Origin of the sequence: Thioclava marina, from assembly GCF_002020135.1 — a bacterium.
GTDB classification, from domain to species: domain Bacteria; phylum Pseudomonadota; class Alphaproteobacteria; order Rhodobacterales; family Rhodobacteraceae; genus Thioclava; species Thioclava marina.
The window spans coordinates 84,736-103,113 of sequence record NZ_MPZS01000003.1 but is presented as its reverse complement, the minus strand read 5'-3'; the positions used below and the strand labels follow the sequence as shown (position 1 = coordinate 103,113).

At 64.5% G+C, this 18,378-nt stretch carries 13 protein-coding genes; all 13 read right to left on the bottom strand.

Features of this window, described 5'->3' with window-relative positions:
* Positions 1-35 precede the first annotated feature (35 nt).
* The 13 genes from BMG00_RS14785 to BMG00_RS14725 all read right to left on the bottom strand — a co-directional run bounded on the left by BMG00_RS14785 (position 36) and on the right by BMG00_RS14725 (position 18,305).
* Positions 36-1,760: a bifunctional protein-serine/threonine kinase/phosphatase gene (locus tag BMG00_RS14785; RefSeq protein WP_078574889.1), complete on the bottom strand. Its 1,725-nt coding sequence runs from the start codon at positions 1,758-1,760 to the stop codon at positions 36-38.
* An 84-nt stretch (positions 1,761-1,844) separates the two neighbouring features.
* The gene (locus BMG00_RS14780) at positions 1,845-2,690 is read right to left on the bottom strand and encodes a formate/nitrite transporter family protein (protein ID WP_078574888.1); all 846 of its coding nucleotides are present in this window, start codon (positions 2,688-2,690) and stop codon (positions 1,845-1,847) included.
* Between the two features lie 38 nt (positions 2,691-2,728).
* Positions 2,729-3,049, bottom strand: coding sequence for a nitrite reductase small subunit NirD (gene nirD, locus BMG00_RS14775; protein ID WP_078530102.1), 321 nt, complete (start codon positions 3,047-3,049; stop codon positions 2,729-2,731).
* Positions 3,046-5,496, bottom strand: coding sequence for a nitrite reductase large subunit NirB (gene nirB / locus BMG00_RS14770; RefSeq protein ID WP_078574887.1), 2,451 nt, complete (start codon positions 5,494-5,496; stop codon positions 3,046-3,048). The genes nirD and nirB overlap by 4 nt, the downstream gene beginning before the upstream one ends.
* A 437-nt stretch (positions 5,497-5,933) precedes the next feature.
* Positions 5,934-6,740 carry a uroporphyrinogen-III C-methyltransferase gene (gene cobA / locus BMG00_RS14765; protein WP_093470159.1) on the bottom strand — a complete coding sequence of 269 codons (807 nt, stop codon included), beginning with the start codon at positions 6,738-6,740 and terminating at the stop codon, positions 5,934-5,936.
* A gap of 13 nt (positions 6,741-6,753) precedes the next feature.
* The gene (locus tag BMG00_RS14760) at positions 6,754-9,420 is read right to left on the bottom strand and encodes a nitrate reductase (RefSeq protein ID WP_078574886.1); all 2,667 of its coding nucleotides are present in this window, start codon (positions 9,418-9,420) and stop codon (positions 6,754-6,756) included.
* Positions 9,421-9,427: 7 nt separating this feature from the next.
* On the bottom strand, positions 9,428-10,672 hold the full coding sequence (locus tag BMG00_RS14755) for an FAD-dependent oxidoreductase (RefSeq protein WP_078575260.1): 1,245 nt from the start codon (positions 10,670-10,672) through the stop codon (positions 9,428-9,430).
* Entirely contained in the window at positions 10,672-12,333 is a 1,662-nt protein-coding gene (locus BMG00_RS14750) for an ABC transporter ATP-binding protein (protein WP_078530200.1), read from the bottom strand. Before BMG00_RS14750 ends, BMG00_RS14755 begins: the two co-directional genes overlap by 1 nt.
* Before the next feature lie 5 nt (positions 12,334-12,338).
* Positions 12,339-13,424 carry an ABC transporter permease gene (locus BMG00_RS14745; RefSeq protein ID WP_078530105.1) on the bottom strand — a complete coding sequence of 362 codons (1,086 nt, stop codon included), beginning with the start codon at positions 13,422-13,424 and terminating at the stop codon, positions 12,339-12,341.
* Positions 13,425-13,503: 79 nt separating this feature from the next.
* A complete protein-coding gene (locus tag BMG00_RS14740; protein WP_078530106.1) occupies positions 13,504-14,865 on the bottom strand; it encodes a CmpA/NrtA family ABC transporter substrate-binding protein in 1,362 nt (453 codons plus the stop codon).
* A 283-nt stretch (positions 14,866-15,148) separates the two neighbouring features.
* Entirely contained in the window at positions 15,149-16,324 is a 1,176-nt protein-coding gene (locus BMG00_RS14735) for a CmpA/NrtA family ABC transporter substrate-binding protein (RefSeq protein ID WP_078530107.1), read from the bottom strand.
* Positions 16,321-16,905, bottom strand: coding sequence for an ANTAR domain-containing response regulator (locus tag BMG00_RS14730; protein ID WP_078530108.1), 585 nt, complete (start codon positions 16,903-16,905; stop codon positions 16,321-16,323). The genes BMG00_RS14735 and BMG00_RS14730 overlap by 4 nt, the downstream gene beginning before the upstream one ends.
* 158 nt (positions 16,906-17,063) lie before the next feature.
* Entirely contained in the window at positions 17,064-18,305 is a 1,242-nt protein-coding gene (locus BMG00_RS14725) for an aminopeptidase (RefSeq protein WP_078530109.1), read from the bottom strand.
* Between the last annotated feature and the right edge of the window lie 73 nt (positions 18,306-18,378).

Genomic DNA, 18,378 nt, shown 5'->3' with positions numbered 1-18,378 from the left:
CCTGTCAGTAGCGGCCTCTGGCGGGCCATTCGGGGTTATGCGAGCAAGTTCGCGAGCAAGATCACCACTGCGAGCCCCAGAACCGTGCTCAGCCCTTTCCAGAAGGCGAGCGGGTCGCGGTCGATGAGGGGACGACGGTTGCGCGCGACGTAATCGGCTGCGGGACGGCGCAGGTCCGCGATGAACTCGCCCAAGGCATCGGGGCGGCGCGCGGGATCGGGATGGGTGGCACGCTCTAGCGCGGCGTCGATCCAGTCGGGCAGATCGGGGCGCAGATCGGTGAGCGGACGATAGCGAAGTCGCAGCCTATCGCGCGGCGAGGAAATCCGTGCGACCTGCGCCCCAAAGGGCAGACGGCCGGTGAGCATCTCATAGGCGATGACGCCCAGCGAAAACATCTCGGCGCGCCAGCTGATCGCCTCGCCCGAGAAATATTCCGGCGCGCTGTATTGCTGGGTGCCAAGGATATCCTCGTCGCGCGCCGGCCCCGCTTCGGCGACGCCTGCAACCCAGGCCGAGCCGAAATCGATGATCCGCACAACCCCGTCGCGCCCGATCAGGATATTCTCAGGGCGCAGATCCTGATGCAGGATCTCGCGGCGATGCATCAGCCGCAGCCCCTGGGCGATCTGTTCGACGATCTCGCGCACGCTCTCGGCATCGGGACGGGGATTGTCGCGCATCCATTGGCGCAGGCTCTGGCCGGGGATGTAATCCGAGGCGACGTAGAAGGCCGTGCGCTCGCGGGCGGGCGGCGCGGTCATCAGGTAGGGCGAGGCGAAGCGCCGTGCGATCCATTCCTCGGCCATCATCGCACGCAGGTGATCGGGGCGCTCGCGCATCTCGGAGGCGGGGAACTTGAGCACCACCTGCCGTCCCTGGCCGTCCTCGGCGAGAAAGGCATGCGAACGGTCATTGCCGTGCAACGCGCGCAGGATACGGTAGCCGTCGATCTCCTCGCCCGGCGCGGGCGGATCGATCACCGGCAGGTGGGCAGCTTCGGGCATGAGATCGGCGGGTTCGGGATCGGGCAGCGCCTCAATCCGCACGATCTGGATGGTGAGATTGTCGGGCGACCCTGCGGTGAGCGACGCCTCGGCGATCTCGCGCGCGGCCTGATCTAGATCGCTCGACTCCGCGATCCGGCGGGCCACCGCGCGCATATCCCAATAAGCGTGAACCCCGTCGCTGGTGAGCATGAAGACATCGCCCACACGCAAATCGACGTGGCGATAATCGATCTCGATCTGCGGCGCGAGCCCCATCGCCCGCGTCAGCCATCCCCCGCCCGGGGCCGTGTGATCTTCGGTCAGGGGCTCGAGTGCCGCGCCCGAGAGCCGCCAGATGCGGGTGTCTCCCATGTGAAAAAGATGCGCCCGACGCGCCTTCAGGATCAGCGCGCTGAGCGTGCAGATATGCGCGCGGTCCGGATCGTCGATCCCGGCATGGCGTGTCTGGGCGTAAAGCCAGCTATTGGTCGCGGCAATCACCTTGCTTGCCGCGGAGCGCACTGTCTCGGCGGGCGAGGTCGCGAAATAGTCGCCCATCAGCGCCTTCACCGCGCTTTCGGCGGCGACATGGCTGACCGGGCTCGGGGAGATGCCGTCGGCTACGGCCAGAACGATCCCCTTGAGGCGCCGCTCGATGCCCTCGGGCAGAGCCGCGCCATGAAAATCCTGCATCCTCTCCTTGCGGCCCGCGCTCGCGAACTGGCCGAGCGTGACCTCGAGACGGGTCTGGCTGGCGCTGTCCCTCGGCATGGCGGTCGGACCTTTCACAACAGGAGGATGAAAAGGTGCAAGCCCCGCCGGGAAGGGTGACGGGGCTTGCGGGCTGTCGAAGGCTTATTCAGCGGGGACGCCGACGCTGCCTTCGGACTTCGCGGCATTGCGCTTGGGGCTTTCGCGGAAGTGGGTGGCGTAGATCATGCCGCCCACGAAGGTCAGGCCGCCCACGAGGTTGCCCAGCACGACCGGGATCTCGTTGTAAGCAAAGTAGTCGACCCAGGTGAACTGGCCGCCGAGCATGATGCCCGAGGGGAACAGGTACATGTTGACGATCGAATGCTCGAAGCCGAGGTAGAAGAAGATCAGGATCGGCATCCACATCGCCATGATCTTGCCCGAGACCGAGTTCGACATCATCGCCGCGACCACGCCGGTCGAGACCATCCAGTTGCACATCACGGCGCGGATGAAGACGGTCAGCATGCCCGAAGCGCCGGCAGCGGCATATCCCAAGGTCCGGGCCTCGCCGATCTTGCCTATTTTCTGGCCGACAGCATTGGGTTCCTGACTGAAGCCCATGGTGAAGATGATCGCCATGAAGACGGCCACGGTCAGCGCACCGCCGAAATTGCCGACGAACACGAGGCCCCAGTTGCGCAGGACACCGCCGATCGTCACGCCCGGACGTTTGGCCAGCAGCGCCAGCGGCGCCAACGTGAACACGCCGGTCAGCAGGTCGAAGCCGAGCAGGTAGAGGATGCAGAAGCCCACCGGGAACAGCAGCGCCGCTACGAGGAAGTTGCCGGTATTGACCGCGATGGTGACCGCGAAGGCGGCCGCCAGTGCGAGGATGGCCCCCGCCATATAGGCGCGGATCAGGGTATCCTTGGTCGACATGAAGACTTTCGATTCACCGGCGTCGACCATCTTCGCGGCGAATTCCTTCGGTTGAACATAAGACATCGTTTGCGTCCCTCGATGTTGGATGTGGTGGGAGGCCGTCAGAATGCGATCAGGACGGTGTCGTCCTCGACCCTGACGGGGAAAGTACGGGTTTGGCCCTCGTCTGCGCCCTGTGCGGCGCCCGTCTCGAGCGAGATCACCCAGTTATGGAGCGGGCATGTGACACAGCCTTCATGCACGATCCCTTCGCTCAGGGGCCCGTTCTTGTGCGGGCACTTGTCCTCGAGCGCGTAGACACGGTCATCCGACATGCGGAACACCGCGATCTTGATCTGCCCCCAGAGCACGCGGCGCGAGCCCTGGCGGGGAATTTCGGAGAGCGGGCCGATCGCGACCCAGTTTTCGACTTGCGCGTTCATTCCGCTGCCTCCAGCTTGAATTCTGCCATAGGTTTGAATTCGTGGGCGTCCTTGCCCGCGACGCGCTCGGCCCAGGGGTCCACTTGCGCGAATTTCTGGGAGAAGACGAAGCGGTCGTGCAACTCGCGGCGCGCTTCCTTGTCCTCGAGCACGATGGTTTTGATCCGGTTGTAGCCGACGCGATCGGCCCATTTGTAGATCCGCTCGAGATAGAAGCCCTCTTCGCGGTAGAGCTGGGTGAGCGCGGCGGTGATCTCGATCACCTCTTCTTCGGTGGCGACGATGCCAAGCTCGGTCGTGCCCTGGATATGCAGGCCCGCCGCGCCGCCATAGACGATCTGATAGCCGCTATCGACGCAGATGATGCCGATGTCCTTGCAGGTGGCCTCGGCGCAGTTACGCGGGCAGCCGGTGACGGCGAGCTTGAGTTTCGCGGGCGTCCAGGACCCCCAGAGGAATTTCTCGAGCTTGATCCCGAGCCCCATCGAATCCTGCGTCCCGAAACGGCACCATTCCTGACCCACGCAGGTCTTCACCGTGCGCAGCCCCTTGGTATAGGCGCCGCCAGAAACCATGCCGTGCTCATTCAGATCGGCCCAGATGCCCGGCAGGTCTTCTTTCTTGATGCCCAGAAGGTCGATACGCTGGCCGCCGGTGAACTTCACCTCCGGCACGTCGTATTTCTCGGCAATGTCTGCAATGGCGCGCAGTTCGGCGGCGGAGGTCTTGCCGCCCCAGATGCGCGGGACGACCGAATAGGTGCCGTCCTTCTGGATATTGGCGTGGACGCGCTCGTTGATGAAACGCGAGCGGTAATCATCTTCGTATTCGCCCGGCCAGTCCGAGACCAGGTAGTAGTTCAGCGCGGGGCGGCACTTGGCGCAGCCCTCGGGGCTCGACCATTCGAGCTCCTGCATGACCTCGGGGATCGACTTGAGCTCGCGGGCCTTGATCAGGCGGCGCACCTCACCGTGACCGAGCGGCGTGCAACCACACATTCCTTCCGCCTTCTTCTCGAAGGCATCGCCCAGCACCGCCTTGAGCAGGTTCTCGACATTGTTCGCACAGGTACCGCAGGAGGCCGAGGCCTTGGTATGGGCACGCACCTCGCTCAACGCGGTGAGGCCCTTGTCGGTGATCGACTGGACGATCTGGCCCTTGCAGATACCGTTGCAGCCGCAGATCTCGGCGTCGTCCGGCAGGGCCGCGGCTGCCGCCACGGGATCGAAGCTGCCGCCGCCCTGATGGGCCTGACCGAAGATCAGCGTATCGCGCATGTCCGAGACATCGGTCGCGGCACGCAGCATCTCGTTGAACCAGCCGCCATCGGCCACATCGCCATAAAGAACGGCGCCGATGATCTTGTTATCCTTGAGAATGACGCGCTTGTAGCTGCCGCGCTGCGCATCGCGCAGAACGATATCCTCGCGCCCTTCCCCTTCGGCGAAATCTCCCACCGAGTAGAGATCGCAGCCCGTGACCTTGAGCTTGGTCGGGGTCTCGGAATGCTTGAACCCGCTGGTTTCTTCCCCGGCGAGCGCATGGGCCGCAACCTTTGCCATCTCGTAAAGCGGCGCCACGAGGCCATAGACGCGTCCATCGACCTCGGCGCATTCGCCGAGCGCGTAGATCGCGTGATCGGAGGTGCGCATCGTCGCGTCGGTGACGATACCGCGATTGACCTCGATCCCGGCCTCCTTGGCGAGGCCGGAATTGGGACGGATGCCCACGGCCATCACCACGAGATCGGCTTCAAGCACGGTGCCGTCTTCCAGCTCGACGCCCTCGACCTTGTCGGCGCCAAGGATCGCCTTGGTGTTGGCGCGGCATTTCACGTCGATCCCGCGCGCTTCGAGCGCACGCTGCAGCAGGTATCCCGAAGCTTCGTCGAGCTGGCGCTCCATCAGCGAGGGCATCAGGTGCAGCACGGTCACGTCCATGCCGCGCAGGCGCAGCCCCGCCGCCGCCTCGAGGCCGAGAAGACCGCCGCCGATCACCACCGCCTTGCCGCCCTTCTTGGCCGCCGCGACCATGGCCTCGGTATCGTCGAGATCGCGATAGGCGAGCACGCCCGGCAGATCCTTGCCCGGAACGGGGATGATGAACGGCTGCGAACCGGTGGCGATCACGAGCTTGTCGTAATGTTCGACAGTGCCCTTGTCCGAGATCACCCTGCGCTCGACGCGGTCGATCTCGACCACCTTCTCGCCCTTGTGGAGGGTGATGCCGTGCTCGTCATACCAGCCCTGGCCGTGAATGATGATGTCGGCATAGCTCTTGTCGCCCGAGAGCACCGGCGAGAGCATGATGCGATCGTAATTGACCCGCGGCTCGGCGTTGAAGATCGTGACCTCGTAAGCGTCGGTCAGATCGAAGAGATGTTCGAGCATCCGCCCCGGCGCCATGCCGTTGCCGATGATGACCAGTTTTTGTTTCTGCGTTTCCATGCGCGGTCTCCGTGAGTGACTGGGGCGGCCGAGGCCGAAATCGTCCGGAGAATGCGCGGGAAGAAACGGGAGCATCTCCGCGGATCGCGAGCGATCCGAAGGTGCAGCCCCGTTGCCGCTGTGCCCCTCATGGGGCGCTTGACGAGAAATACCGCGCCGTTGCGGTGGAAAGCCCGGGCGCCATGCCCGAGGACTTGATGATTCATCATTACTGCCCTCAATGCTGCACCTGCAAAGAAAACTGCGCGAAATCTCCGGCACCGATCCGAAATTGTCGCGCGACCTTCTCGTTTGACTGCGCACAGGGCGAAGCTGCCCATTTTCGCGGCACCATGAGAACAGCGCCTAACCCTCTCTGCTGCAAGCGCGATTCGAAAAAAGAGCCGCCTTCCCGAAGGAAGGCGGCCGGAGGGGGAAACGATGAGGCTTAATTTGCGTCAGGCCTGTGCGGCCACACCGACCGCCATTGCCCGGCTTTGCGCGAGCGGTTTGGCATAGCGGATCAGGATGATCGCGGGATTGGCGATCTCTTCACGTGCGATCGTCGCGGCCAATTCCGACAGGCAGGTCCGGGCGACTTTCTCGCGCACGGTCGTGGCGGAGGCGACGATCTCGACCTCGACCTCTCCCGGCACGCCCGCCGCAAGCAGGTCGGCGGCGATCTTCGGGGCCTTGCGCACCCCCATGTAAAGCGCAAGCGTCGTGCCGGGACGCAGCACCTCGACCCACTCGGGCGTTTCATCCCCCTCGCGGCAGGTCGCGGTCGCGAAGACCAGCCGGTCGGTCGCGCCGCGCTCGGTCAACGAGCGGTTGAGGGCGGCGCCGGCTGCGGAGGCCGCCGAGACGCCCGGGACGATCTCGATCGGGATATCGTGCTCGGCCGCGGCGGCAAGCTCTTCGGTCGCGCGTCCGAACACGCCCGGATCGCCCGATTTGAGGCGCACCACGCTGCGCCCCTGAAGGGCGGCGGCGACGATGACCTCGTCGATCTTCTCCTGCGGCCAGGCATGGCGCCCGACCTCCTTGCCGACATAGATCCGTTCCGCCTGAGGGCAGAACTCGAGCACGTCTGGATCAACCAACCGGTCGTAGAACACGATCTCGGCCTCTTGCAGGCGGTTGAGCGCGCGCAGGGTCAGCAAATCAGCCGCACCGGGGCCCGCGCCGACAAGCGAGATCCGCCCGCCCTTGCGGCGATCGGGGGTCAGGAACGCATCGGCGAGCGAGACAGGAAGCATGGTCATGGCTGATCTCCGGTCATTCGGCGGCTTGCGCCGGGGTGGCGCTCGCCAGCAGGGCTGCGAGTTCGGGGCGGCAGGATCCGCAATTCGTGCCCGCTTTCAGCGCCAGCCCGATCTGTTCGACCGAGGTCAGACCCTGCTCGCGGATTGCGGCGAGGATGGTGTTCACACCGATGTCGAAACAGGCGCAGATGGTCGCGCCCGGATCGGGGCGGTCAGAGCCCGGACGACCCGACATCAGCGCGGGATCCGGTTGAGCACCGATCTGATCCGTCAGGAAAGCGCGCGAGACCGCGACGGGCTCGGGGGCCGCAAAGAGCGCGGCGAGAACCTGCCCCTCGGCGACGAATGCGATGCGGGCAATGCCGCGCGCCGGATCGAGCAGCGTCACCACCTCGGCCTCGGGCAGATTGAAAAGTCCGCGCGCGTAACCGACCCAATCCTCGGGATCTGCATCGCAAGCCATTTCGACGCGCCAGCCTTTCGCGCTGCGGGCCTTCGCCCAGTAACGGCTGGTCGGCATGATCTCCTCACCGGCGATCGCGAAACCGTACCAGGCGGCGGGAAAAGGGGTGATCCTGACCGCCGAGCCCTTGCTCTCGGGCTGGCCCGAGACCGGATCGGTATTGGCCGCGACCAAAGCGTCGATGCGGCCCGCCGAGGCCGTCTGACCGGTCCAGTGCATCGGTGCGAAGACCTCTCCCCGCCCGATGCGCTCGCTCACCATCGCGCGCAGGATCGCGGTCCCGGCAGGGCTCTCGACGCTCACGAGCTGCGCCGGTTTGATGCCCAGCTTCGCCGCATCGGCCGGGTTCAGCTCCAGATAGGGTTCGGCCATGTGCTGGCTCAGCCGCGCCGATTTCGCGGTGCGCGTCATCGTGTGCCAGTGATCGCGCACGCGGCCGGTGTTGAAGCGGAAGGGATAGGTATCGCTAAGCTGCGATTGCGGCGCGCGGGGCGTGATCGGCAACATCCGGGCGCGGTTGTCCTTGGTGTAGAAATGACCATCCGCGAAGAAACGCCCGCCCGATTTACGCGCGCTCTGCGGCCAGCAGAAAGGCGCGAGCGCTTCATATTCTTCGTCCGAGATCCCGGCGAGCGCAGAGATGTCGAAATCGCGCCCGAGCGCCCCCGCGACACCTGAGAGCGCCGCATATTCACGAAAGATCGCGGCCGGTCCGTCATAGGCGAAGGCCTCGCCCCAGCCCATGCGCGCCGCCACGTCGCAGATGATCTGCCAGTCGGGCCGGGCCGCACCGGGTGCGGGCAGAACGCGGCGCTGGCGCGAGATCATGCGCTCGGAATTGGTGACGGTGCCGTCCTTCTCGCCCCAGCCGGTCGCGGGCAGCAGCACATCGGCGAGCTGCGCGGTGTCGGTGCGCGCAGTGATGTCCGAGACGACAACGAAATCGCACCCCTCAATCGCGGCGCGCACCCGATCGGCTTCGGGCATCGAGACGGCGGGATTGGTCGAGATGATCCAGAGCGCCTTGATCCGCCCCTCCTCGACCGCACGGAACATGTCGACCGCTTTCAGGCCCGGACTGTCGGGCATTTCGGGGCTGACCCAGAAGCCCTGCACCGCATCGCGATGCGCTGGTTCCTCGATATCGAGGTGGCAGGCGAGCATATTCGCCAGACCGCCTACCTCGCGCCCACCCATCGCATTGGGCTGGCCAGTGACCGAGAAGGGCCCCATGCCCGGTTTGCCGATCCGGCCCGTCGCGAGATGGCAGTTGATGATCGCATTGACCTTGTCGCTGCCCGAGCTCGACTGGTTGATGCCCTGGCTGTAGACGGTGACGACCTTCTCGCTGTCGATCCAGAGCTGATAGAAAGCGGCGAGTTCCTCCGCGCTCAGCCCGGTCATGCCGAGATCGCTCGCCTGTGCCGCCGCGACCGCCTCGGGAAACCCCGAGACATTGCGTGCAACATAGTCGCTGTCGACGACACCAGCCTCGACGATGCGCGCAAGCAGCCCGTTGAAGAGCGCCCCATCCCCACCCGGCGCGATTGCCAGATGAAAATCGGCGAGATCCGTGGTCGCGGTGCGGCGGGGGTCGATGGTGACGACTTTCAACTCGGGCCGTGTTTTCTTGGCGGCGGCGAGGCGCTGGTAAAGAACCGGGTGACACCAGGCGAGGTTCGACCCCGTCAGAACCACCAGATCGGCCTCTTGCCAATCGGCATAGAGGCCGGGCACGGTGTCGGTGCCGAAAGCGCGGCGGTGGCCTGCAACCGAAGAGGCCATGCACAGGCGCGAATTGGTGTCGATATTGGCGGTGCCGACATAGCCCTTCATCAGCTTGTTGGCGACGTAGTAATCTTCCGTCAGAAGCTGCCCCGAGACATACATCGCGACGCTGTCGGGTCCGTGTTCCCGAATACTTGCGGCGAATTTCGCGGCGACGAGGTCAAGCGCCTCGCCCCAGCTCGCCTCGCGTCCCATCACCTGCGGCGCAAGCAGCCGGTCATCGAGTGCGACCGTATCGCCCAGTGCCGAGCCTTTCGAGCAGAGCTTGCCCTCATTGGCCGGGTGCGCCTTGTCGCCCCGGATTTTCAGACCGCCCTGCCCGTCCGGTTCGGCCAGCACGCCACAGCCCACACCGCAATAAGGGCAGGTCGTGCGCACGACGCAGGCACGCGCGCCGCGGCGCAGATCGAGGGAAGAGACATCGGTCATCGGGGCCTCACGCGGTCAGGCTGCACAGCCCGCCATAAGGCGCTGGCAGAGGTTGCGGGTCAGCGGGGCCGAAGATCAGCGTCTCGCGCAGAGCGCTGACATCGGCACCGGTTCGGATCAGATCGTGAAACCAGCCGGAGTCGCGGCTGTCGCCATAAAAGACCGCACCTTTCAGGCGACCCTCTTCGAGCACGAGCCGGCGGTAGGTGCCGCGCGCGGGATCGCTGAGCACGATTTCCTCGCGGGTCTCTGCCGGCGCGAAATCTCCCGCCGAGAAGATATCGCAGCCCGTGACCTTGAGCTTCGTCGAGACTTCAGGCGGGGTGAACGCGGCCTCGCGGCCCTGCAGCACATCGGCAAGCACGCGGGCCTGATCGAAGAGCGGCGCGACGAGCCCGAAAAGCTGGCCGTCATGCTCGACACATTCGCCAAGGGCGTAGATCGCGGGGTCGGAGCTGTGGAGCTGATCATCGACAAGGATGCCGCGACCCACCTCGAGCCCTGCCTCTTTTGCAAGCGCCGTGGTCGGGCGGATGCCCACCGCCATGACCAGAAGATCGCAGGGCAGTTCGGTCCCGCCCTCGAGGATCAGCGCGCGGACATGGCCATTCTCACCGGCGATCTCCTTCGAGACCGCGCTGCAGACCACGCGGATGCCGCGATCGTTGAGCGCCTTGCGCAGCAAGAACCCGGCGGCGGGATCGATTTGGCGCTCCATCAGGTGCCCCATGAGATGAACGACGCTCACCTCCATGCCGCGCGCGGCAAGGCCCGCGGCTGCCTCGAGCCCCAGCAGCCCACCGCCGATGACGACGGCACGGCCACCCCGCGAGGCCGCGGCGATCATCGCCTCGGTATCCTCGAAATCGCGATACCCGATCACGCCAGCCAGATCGGCCCCCGGCAGGGGCAACATGACCGGGCTCGAGCCAGTCGCGATCACCAGATGGTCATAAGGCACGTCGCCGCCGGGCGCGTGGACGCGCTTCGCGGCGCGGTCGATCCCGCTCACCCGTTCGCCGAAGCGGCAGGTGATCGCGTGGCGCGCATACCAGGCGTCATCATGGGTGACGATCTCGTCATAGCGCGTCTCGCCCGCCAGCACGGGCGAGAGCATGATGCGGTTATAGGTGCCGCGCGGCTCGGCATTGATGAGCGTGATATCATAGCGGCCGGGCGCTTCCTCGGTGAGATGGTCGAGAAGCCGGCCTGCCGCCATGCCGGCGCCGATGATGACGAGCCGCTCAGCCATCATGCAGCATCCTTCTTCTTGTGAGCGCCGTGCTCGTATTCCTCGAGGAAATTCAGGATTTCCTCGCGATAGGTATAGTAGTCGGGGTGCTCGAGAAGCGCCTTGCGGGTGCGCGGACGCGGCAGGTCGACCTCGGTGATCTTGCCGATCGTGGCGCGCGGCCCGTTCGTCATCATCACCACGCGGTCGGCCAGCAAGATCGCCTCGTCGACGTCATGGGTCACGCAGACGGCGGTGACCTTGGTGCGGCTCCACACCTCCATCAGCACCTCTTGCAGCTCCCAGCGGGTCAGGCTGTCGAGCATCCCGAAGGGCTCGTCGAGAAGGAGCAGTTTCGGCGAAAGGGCGAAGGCGCGCGCGATACCGACACGCTGGCGCATCCCGTTCGACATCTCGGAGGCGGGCTTGTCCATCGCATCGCCAAGCCCCACGCGCTCCAGATAATAGTCGATCACGTCCTGACGCTCGGCGCGCGACGCCTTGGGATAGACCTTGTCGACACCGACCGCCACGTTCTCGCGCGCCGTCAGCCAGGGGAAGAGCGAGGGTGACTGGAACACCACGGCGCGCTCCGGGTCGGCGCCCTTCACTTCGAAACCGTCGAGCTTGATGCCGCCTTTCGACACATCGTTGAGCCCCGCAGTCATCGTTAGAACGGTCGATTTCCCGCAGCCCGAATGGCCGATCAGCGAGACGAACTCGCCCTTCTTCAGGGTGAGGTTGAAATCCTCGACGACGGTCAGCGGCCCTTTCGGCGTCGGGTAGATCTTATGGAGCTGCGAATATTCGAGATATTTGTCTTCGAGCGCCGAGCGCGCGGCCTCCGACACCGCCTTGGGCAGCGCATGCAGCGGCACCACGTCGGGTAGCAGGCGCTTGCCCTCGGCCTTGGCCTGCATCCCCACATCCATCAGGTAATTGGTGACACCGGCGCGCAGGCGCTTGAATTCGGGATCGTGGTTCATCGCCCCCCGGTCACGCGGACGGGGGATCGTGACCTTGAACTCCTCGCCCAGCGTGCCATCGGGGTTGAGCGCGATGATCCGGTCGGCGAGCACAATCGCCTCGTCCACATCGTTGGTGATGAGCACGCAGGTCTTCTTGTCGGCTTCCCAGATATGCTCGATCTCGTCGGCAAGGTTCGCCCGCGTCAGCGCGTCGAGCGCGGAGAGCGGTTCGTCGAGGAGCAGCATCTCGGGGTTCATCGCAAGCGCGCGGGCGACGTTCACCCGCTGGCGCATGCCGCCCGAAAGCTCGGCCGGACGGCGGGCCTTGGCATGGGCTAGCCCCACCATCTGCACGTAATGATCAACCTTTTCCTGACGCTCTTTCCTGGACAGGTTCGGAAAGATCGTGTCGACGGCGAGGCCGACATTGGCGTCCACCGTCAGCCACGGCATCAGCGAGTAGTTCTGGAAGATCACGCCGCGCTCGGGGCCCGGACCGGTGATCCGCTTGCCCTTGAAGCGAACCTCGCCCCGGCTGGGCATCTCGAGACCGGCCATCAGGTTCACCAGCGTTGTCTTCCCGGTTCCGGAGAAGCCCAGGAGCACGAGAAACTCGCCCTCCTCGACTTTGAGGTTCACGTTCTTCAGCACGTCGGTGCGTTCTGCGCCTTCGCCGAAGCTCTTGGAGACATTGTCGAATTCGAGGATATCCATGGCGATCACCGGTTATTCGAGAAGGTGAACATCGACTGGATCGCGAACATCAGGCGATCGAGGATGAAGCCGATGATGCCGATGGTGAAGACCGCGACCATGATCTTGGCGAGCGAGCTGGAAGAGCCGTTCTGGAACTCGTCCCAGACGAATTTGCCAAGACCGGGGTTCTGCGCGAGCATTTCCGCCGCGATCAGCACCATCCAGCCCACACCGAGCGACAGACGCAGTCCGGTGAAGATGAGCGGCAGCGCCGAGGGCAGCACCAGTTTGGTGATCTTGGTCCAGGTGTTCATCTTGAGCACCTTCGAGACGTTCACCAGATCCTTGTCGATCGAAGCCACGCCAAGCGCTGTGTTGATGATCGTGGGCCAGAGCGAGCACAGCGTCACCGTGATCGCCGAGACAAGGAAGCTCTTCGAGAACATGCCGTCCGAGGTGGTGTAGACCGCCGAGACGACCATGGTCACGATCGGCAGCCACGCCAGCGGCGAGACCGGCTTGAAGATCTGGATCAGCGGGTTCATCGCCGCATTCGCCGTCTTCGACAGACCCGCCATGATGCCCAGCGGAACAGCGATGATGGTACCGAGCGCGAAACCGAAGAACACCGTCTTGATCGAGGTCCAGATCTGATCGAAATAGGTCGGCTTGCCAGTGTAATCGCGCCATTTCACGCGGTCGGCCTTGCCGTCGGCGACGAGCTTTTCGTTGCGCACTTCCTGACGCTCGTAAAAGGCCGCGGCCTTGGCGCGTTCGTCGGCATGGTCCTGGTAGAGAACGCCCACCTGCTCCCAGACCTGTGCCGGCCCCGGGATCGCGCCAAGCGAGGTCTGCACCTTCGGCGCCAGCGTTGCCCAGGCGGCGAGAAACAGAACGATCGCGGTGACAGGCACGCCCAGGAGCTGCCAGATCTCCTTCATCTGCGTCTTGGGATTGTCGCCCGCGAAGGCGCGCAGGATCGGCGTGACCCAGCTCAGGCCGAGTACCTTGAACCAGCCATCGGCCTTGTTGATACGGGTGAAGAGACGTTCGCGACGGGCCTCGCGGGCCTCTTGCGCGTTCAGGGCGTCAGGGTCGATGGCGGTCATGGCTGTGCGTCCTTGATGGGCGAGAGAGTTGAAAAAGGGGGGCGAGGCAGGTCGGGGCCTCGCCCGTGGGGGTCAGGGCTTAGCCCTCGACCTTGTTTCCGACGACTTTCTGGCCGGATTTCAGGCCGATCGGCAGGCTGTCGATATAAGCGTTGGGAGTGCGGCCGTTATACTCGACGCCGTCGATGATATCGGACGTCGGATCCCGGTAACCATCGGTATCCCAAGGGAAATCCGCCTTGTCCGCGATGCCTTCCTCGACCAGCATCTGCGCAGCCTTCAGGTAGATCTCGGGCTTGTAGACGGACTTGGCGACCTCGTCATACCAGCTGTCGGGCTGGCTGTCGGAGATCTGGCCCCAGCGGCGCATCTGGGTGAGATACCACACCGCGTCCGAGTAGTAGGGATAGGTCGCGTAGTAGCGGAAGAAGACGTTGAAATCGGGAACGTCGCGCTTGTCGCCCTTCTCGTATTCGAAGGTGCCGGTCATCGAGTTCGCGATGACTTCCGCATCCGCGCCGACATATTCCGACTTGGCGAGGATCTCGACCGCCTCGGGGCGGTTGGCGTTGTCGTTCTCATCGAGCCACATCGCGGCGCGGATCAGCGCCTTGGTGATGGCGAGGGTCGTGTTCGGATTTTCCTCGGCGAATTCGGCGGTGATGCCGAAGACTTTCTCGGGATTGTTCTTCCAGATCTCGTAATCGGTGATGACCGGAACGCCGATCCCCTTGAAGACGGCCTGCTGGTTCCACGGCTCGCCCACGCAATAGCCGTAGATCGTGCCGGCCTCGAGGGTCGCGGGCATCTGCGGCGGCGGGGTCACCGAGAGCAGCACGTCGGCGCCGATCTGACCCGACACGTCATCGGGCGAGTAGTAGCCCGGCTCCAGGCCACCGGCCGCCAGCCAGTAGCGCAACTCGTAATTGTGGGTCGAAACCGGGAAGACCATGCCCATGTTGAAGGGCTTGCCGGCGGCGCGGTAGCTTTCGACAACCGGCTTGAGCGCCGAGGCCGAGATCGGGTGGACCGGCTTGCCTTCGGCGTCGACGGGGATGTTCTTCTTCATTTCTTCCCAGACCTCGTTCGACACGGTGATGCCGTTGCCGTTGAGATCCATCGAGAAGGGCGTGATGACATGGGCCTTGGTGCCGAAGCCGATGGTCGCGGCCAGCGGCTGACCGGCCAGCATATGTGCCCCGTCAAGTTCGCCGTCGATCACGCGATCCAGCAGAACCTTCCAGTTCGCCTGCGGCTCGAGCGTGACGAAAAGGCCCTCATCCTCGAAATAGCCCTTCTCATAGGCCACTGCGAGCGGCGCCATGTCGGTAAGCTTGATGAAGCCGAATTTCAGCTCGTCCTTCTCGACATCGAGCATCTCTGCGAAGGCCGGAGCGCTCAAGATCGTCGTGGTAGCGATAGCTGCCAGAAGCTTTTTCATTGTTCACTGTCCCTGTGTCGTCATTTTTGCGTCGAAAATGAAAAAACCGCCCGATCCAGGCGCGCTTCCAGGGAGGAGGAGTGGAAGTCTGCGCTAAGATCGAGCGGCTTTGCCCGAAGCCACGCTGCAGCGCGCGGCTATGAATGTCTTCGTCGAGACGACCTTGCCTCGATAAGACAGGAATCCCATTGTGCAGCTGCGGCGTCAACGGCCTTGGAAATTTCTGCACCCGCAAAAGGGCCGAATTTTTCGCGGGCCGTTTTATTTGCCCAAATTTTCACCGTCAGGGATTTGAGGGATCAAAAATCCAGCCGTCGAAAAACGCATCCGGTGACAGAATCAGCTTGCCGGATTGCGTGGCGACTGCGGTCGGCTCGGTCATTGCGCCTTCGATCTTCTCGCGCGCGCCGGGCATTTCGGCTCCCAGATCCGCAAGGTTGCGGCGGTAGAGATCGGTCCGGCAGATCGCACGCGCGGCCGCCATCGCTTCTTCCCGACCAAGCCCCATCCGAGCGGCGAGACGCGACGCGACCAGCGCCGCCTGCGACGCCCAGGGATAGGCCGCAGCCCCCTCGAAGAACTCCAGATAGCCGCTGACGCGACGCAGCTCGCCGCGCTGCGAGATTATCAGCTCCCCCGTCAGAGACCGCTCGATCAGTTCGGCGGGCAGGTCGAGATATTCGTGCAGCGCAAGGATTTCAGCTGCAGTGCCGCGATTCTCGGGCCGTGCAAGCCAGCGCCCCGCAAGCCAGGTGGCACGCATCAGGCGCCGTGTGAGACCCGGTTCCGCCTCGGCCCAGTCGTGACGCACGGCCAAAACCTTCTCGGGCGCGTTGGCCCGGATCGCGGTTCCGGGCAGAAGCAGCTCGCCAACCCCGGTTTCGACTGCGATCGAGCCCCAGGGGGCACCCACGCAGAAGGCGTCGATCTCGCCTGCGGCCAAAGCCTCGGCCATCAGCGGTGGCGGCACGGTGCGCACATCGAGATCCTGCGGCGCTTTCAGCCCCAGCGCGCCAAGCCAGTGATAGAGCATCTCTGCATGCATCGAGAACGGGAACGGCACGCCGATGCGCAGCGGCCCGTCAAGCGCTGCGATCAGCGCCTCCCCCGCCCGTTTGGCGCAGGTAAAATCGAACTCGTACCCGTTGGCGCGAATTTTCTCGGCAAGGGCGCGCGATACGCCAATGGAATTTCCATTGAGCGAGAGAACCAGAAGAATGTCGATCCTGGTGCCAAAGCCCCCGAGCCCCAGCGCCGCCGCGACCGGCATCGGGAAGAGCATATGCGCCGCTTCGATCTGCCCCATTGCGAGGCGGTCGCGCAGGGTCGACCAGCTCGGCGCGGGCGCAAGTTTGAGGTCGAGCCCCTCTTCCTCGGCAAACCCGATTTCGCGCGCGATGATCAGCGGTGCGGCATCAACGAGCGGGATGAACCCGACAGAGATCGGCGCGCCACTCATGCCAGAAGCCCCGCCGCCGTAACCAGCGCCTGCGCCACTTCGGCCACACGCTTTCCCTGATCCATCGCCGTTTTGCGCAGCAGCGCATAGGCCGCATCCTCGTCGACCCCGCGCGCCTTCATCAACAAACCCTTGGCACGGTCGATCACCTTGCGCTCTTCCAGCGCACGTTTGGTCGCGGCGAGTTCCGCCCGCATCCGGTGGATCATGTGAAAGCGCGCCACCGCGGCGTCCAGGATCGGCTTGATCCGGTCCGCACGCAGCCCGGCCACGACATAGGCCGACACGCCCGCGTCGATCGCGGCCTTGGTCATTCCCTCGTCTTCTCGATCAACGAACATTGCCACGGGCCGCTCAAGCGGCCCCGAGGCCAGCGCCATCTCTTCGAGCATATCGCGCGAGGGGTTGGCCATGTCGATCAGCACGACGTCCGGGTTGCGCTCGGAAATGCGTCGGGCGAGCCCGGCCGTCTCGGCAATCACAGCAATCTCGAAATCGCCCGCCTCGCGCAGGCTCGCCTCGATCAGGGCGGCTCGCTCGGGCTCGGCTTCGACGACGACGATGGACAATTTCTTCGACATGGCACCCTCTTCGCGCCCAGCGGTAGAGGGTTCAGCCCACACCCGGCAATCTCGCCGCTTTCCGCAGTGCAGCAGAATAACCGGCAGAAGCAGTCGCGCCAAAAAAATGGGCGCACCCGAAAGGATGCGCCCGTTTTTCAGTCAGAGCTGGGAAAACCTCAAACGGCCCATTCGCCCTTGCGGAAAACCGGCACGCGGGCGCCATCGGCGGTGATCCCGTCGATATCGGTCTCGGGCCCGCCGATCATCCAGTCGACATGGATCATCGAGCTGTTACCCCCTTTCGCGGCGATTTCCTCGGGGCTCATCTCGCCCCCGCCGACGAAGCATTTCGAATAGCACTGGCCCATCGCGATATGGCAAGCGGCGTTCTCGTCATAAAGCGTGTTGTAGAACAACAACCCCGATTGCGAGATTGGCGAGCCATGCGGCACCAGCGCCACCTCGCCCAAATGGCGCGCGCCCTCGTCGGTATCGAGGAGCTTTTGCAGGACCGCCTCGCCCCGGCTGGCTTTCGCCTCGACGGCGCGGCCGCCTTCGAAACGCATCTCGATATTTTCGATCAGGCTGCCCTGATGCGAGAGCGGCTTGGTCGCACGCACGACGCCTTCGACCTTCTTGGCATGAGGCGTGGTGAAGACCTCCTCGGTGGGGATGTTGGCGTTGCAGGTGACGCCGTTATTCGCCGTCGAGGCCCCGCCGTTCCATTCGTGGTCATCGGCAAGCCCCACCGTCAGATCGGTGCCGCCGCCCTGAAAATGGAGCGCGGCAAACCGCTGGGTGTTGAGCCATTCAGTGCGCGTACGCAGCGCCGCATTATGCGCCTCCCAGGCCGCGACCGGATCGGGCTGATCGGCACGCGAGGCGGCAAAGATCGCAGCGGCCAGTTTCGCCACCGCCTCGGTTTCGGGCAGGTCGGGGAAGACGCGCTTCGCCCAAGCGGCGGTCGGGTAGCTCACGATCGACCAGTTGATGTCGAAATTCGAGATCTTCTCGAGCGCGGGCTTATAGGCGATCGAATTGGCCTTGCCGGCGCGCGCGACCTTCTCGGGATCCTGCTCGGCCAGCAGCATCGGGTCTTCGCCCACGATCGCCATGCGTGCAGCACCCCCGGCATAGGCCTCGGCCATGCCCTTGTAGAGCCAGCCCGGCGCGTGATCGAAACTGTCGTCATGGGCGTTCTCGAACCGCGCCAGCGTGATCTCGCCATCGCTGAGGATCGGGGTGAAGGTCGATGCCCCCGCGCGGTACGCCTCGGCGGCGATCTTGCGCACGAGTGGCAGCGCCTCGACCGGCGCGGTCAGCACCAGATCCTGTCCCGGTTGCAGGTTGAGCCCCACCTTCACCGCGACCTGCGCGAGCTTGTCGAGGGTTTTCGCGTCGATCGGATCGCTTGCCATGTCTGCCTCCTGATTTGCCTTTGAGGGGCAAGATAGAGATCCTTGCGGCAGGCTCAAGCCCGGCTGGCGGCTG

What these genes read in the sequence shown, in the direction of transcription:
- BMG00_RS14785 (WP_078574889.1), bottom strand. Translation starts at nt 1,760, where the DNA reads ATGCCGAGGGACAGCGCCAGCCAGACCCGTCTCGAGGTCACGCTCGGC.
- BMG00_RS14780 (WP_078574888.1), bottom strand. Translation starts at nt 2,690, where the DNA reads ATGTCTTATGTTCAACCGAAGGAATTCGCCGCGAAGATGGTCGACGCC.
- nirD (WP_078530102.1), bottom strand. Translation starts at nt 3,049, where the DNA reads ATGAACGCGCAAGTCGAAAACTGGGTCGCGATCGGCCCGCTCTCCGAA.
- nirB (WP_078574887.1), bottom strand. Translation starts at nt 5,496, where the DNA reads ATGGAAACGCAGAAACAAAAACTGGTCATCATCGGCAACGGCATGGCG.
- cobA (WP_093470159.1), bottom strand. Translation starts at nt 6,740, where the DNA reads ATGACCATGCTTCCTGTCTCGCTCGCCGATGCGTTCCTGACCCCCGAT.
- BMG00_RS14760 (WP_078574886.1), bottom strand. Translation starts at nt 9,420, where the DNA reads ATGACCGATGTCTCTTCCCTCGATCTGCGCCGCGGCGCGCGTGCCTGC.
- BMG00_RS14755 (WP_078575260.1), bottom strand. Translation starts at nt 10,672, where the DNA reads ATGGCTGAGCGGCTCGTCATCATCGGCGCCGGCATGGCGGCAGGCCGG.
- BMG00_RS14750 (WP_078530200.1), bottom strand. Translation starts at nt 12,333, where the DNA reads ATGGATATCCTCGAATTCGACAATGTCTCCAAGAGCTTCGGCGAAGGC.
- BMG00_RS14745 (WP_078530105.1), bottom strand. Translation starts at nt 13,424, where the DNA reads ATGACCGCCATCGACCCTGACGCCCTGAACGCGCAAGAGGCCCGCGAG.
- BMG00_RS14740 (WP_078530106.1), bottom strand. Translation starts at nt 14,865, where the DNA reads ATGAAAAAGCTTCTGGCAGCTATCGCTACCACGACGATCTTGAGCGCT.
- BMG00_RS14735 (WP_078530107.1), bottom strand. Translation starts at nt 16,324, where the DNA reads ATGAGTGGCGCGCCGATCTCTGTCGGGTTCATCCCGCTCGTTGATGCC.
- BMG00_RS14730 (WP_078530108.1), bottom strand. Translation starts at nt 16,905, where the DNA reads ATGTCGAAGAAATTGTCCATCGTCGTCGTCGAAGCCGAGCCCGAGCGA.
- BMG00_RS14725 (WP_078530109.1), bottom strand. Translation starts at nt 18,305, where the DNA reads ATGGCAAGCGATCCGATCGACGCGAAAACCCTCGACAAGCTCGCGCAG.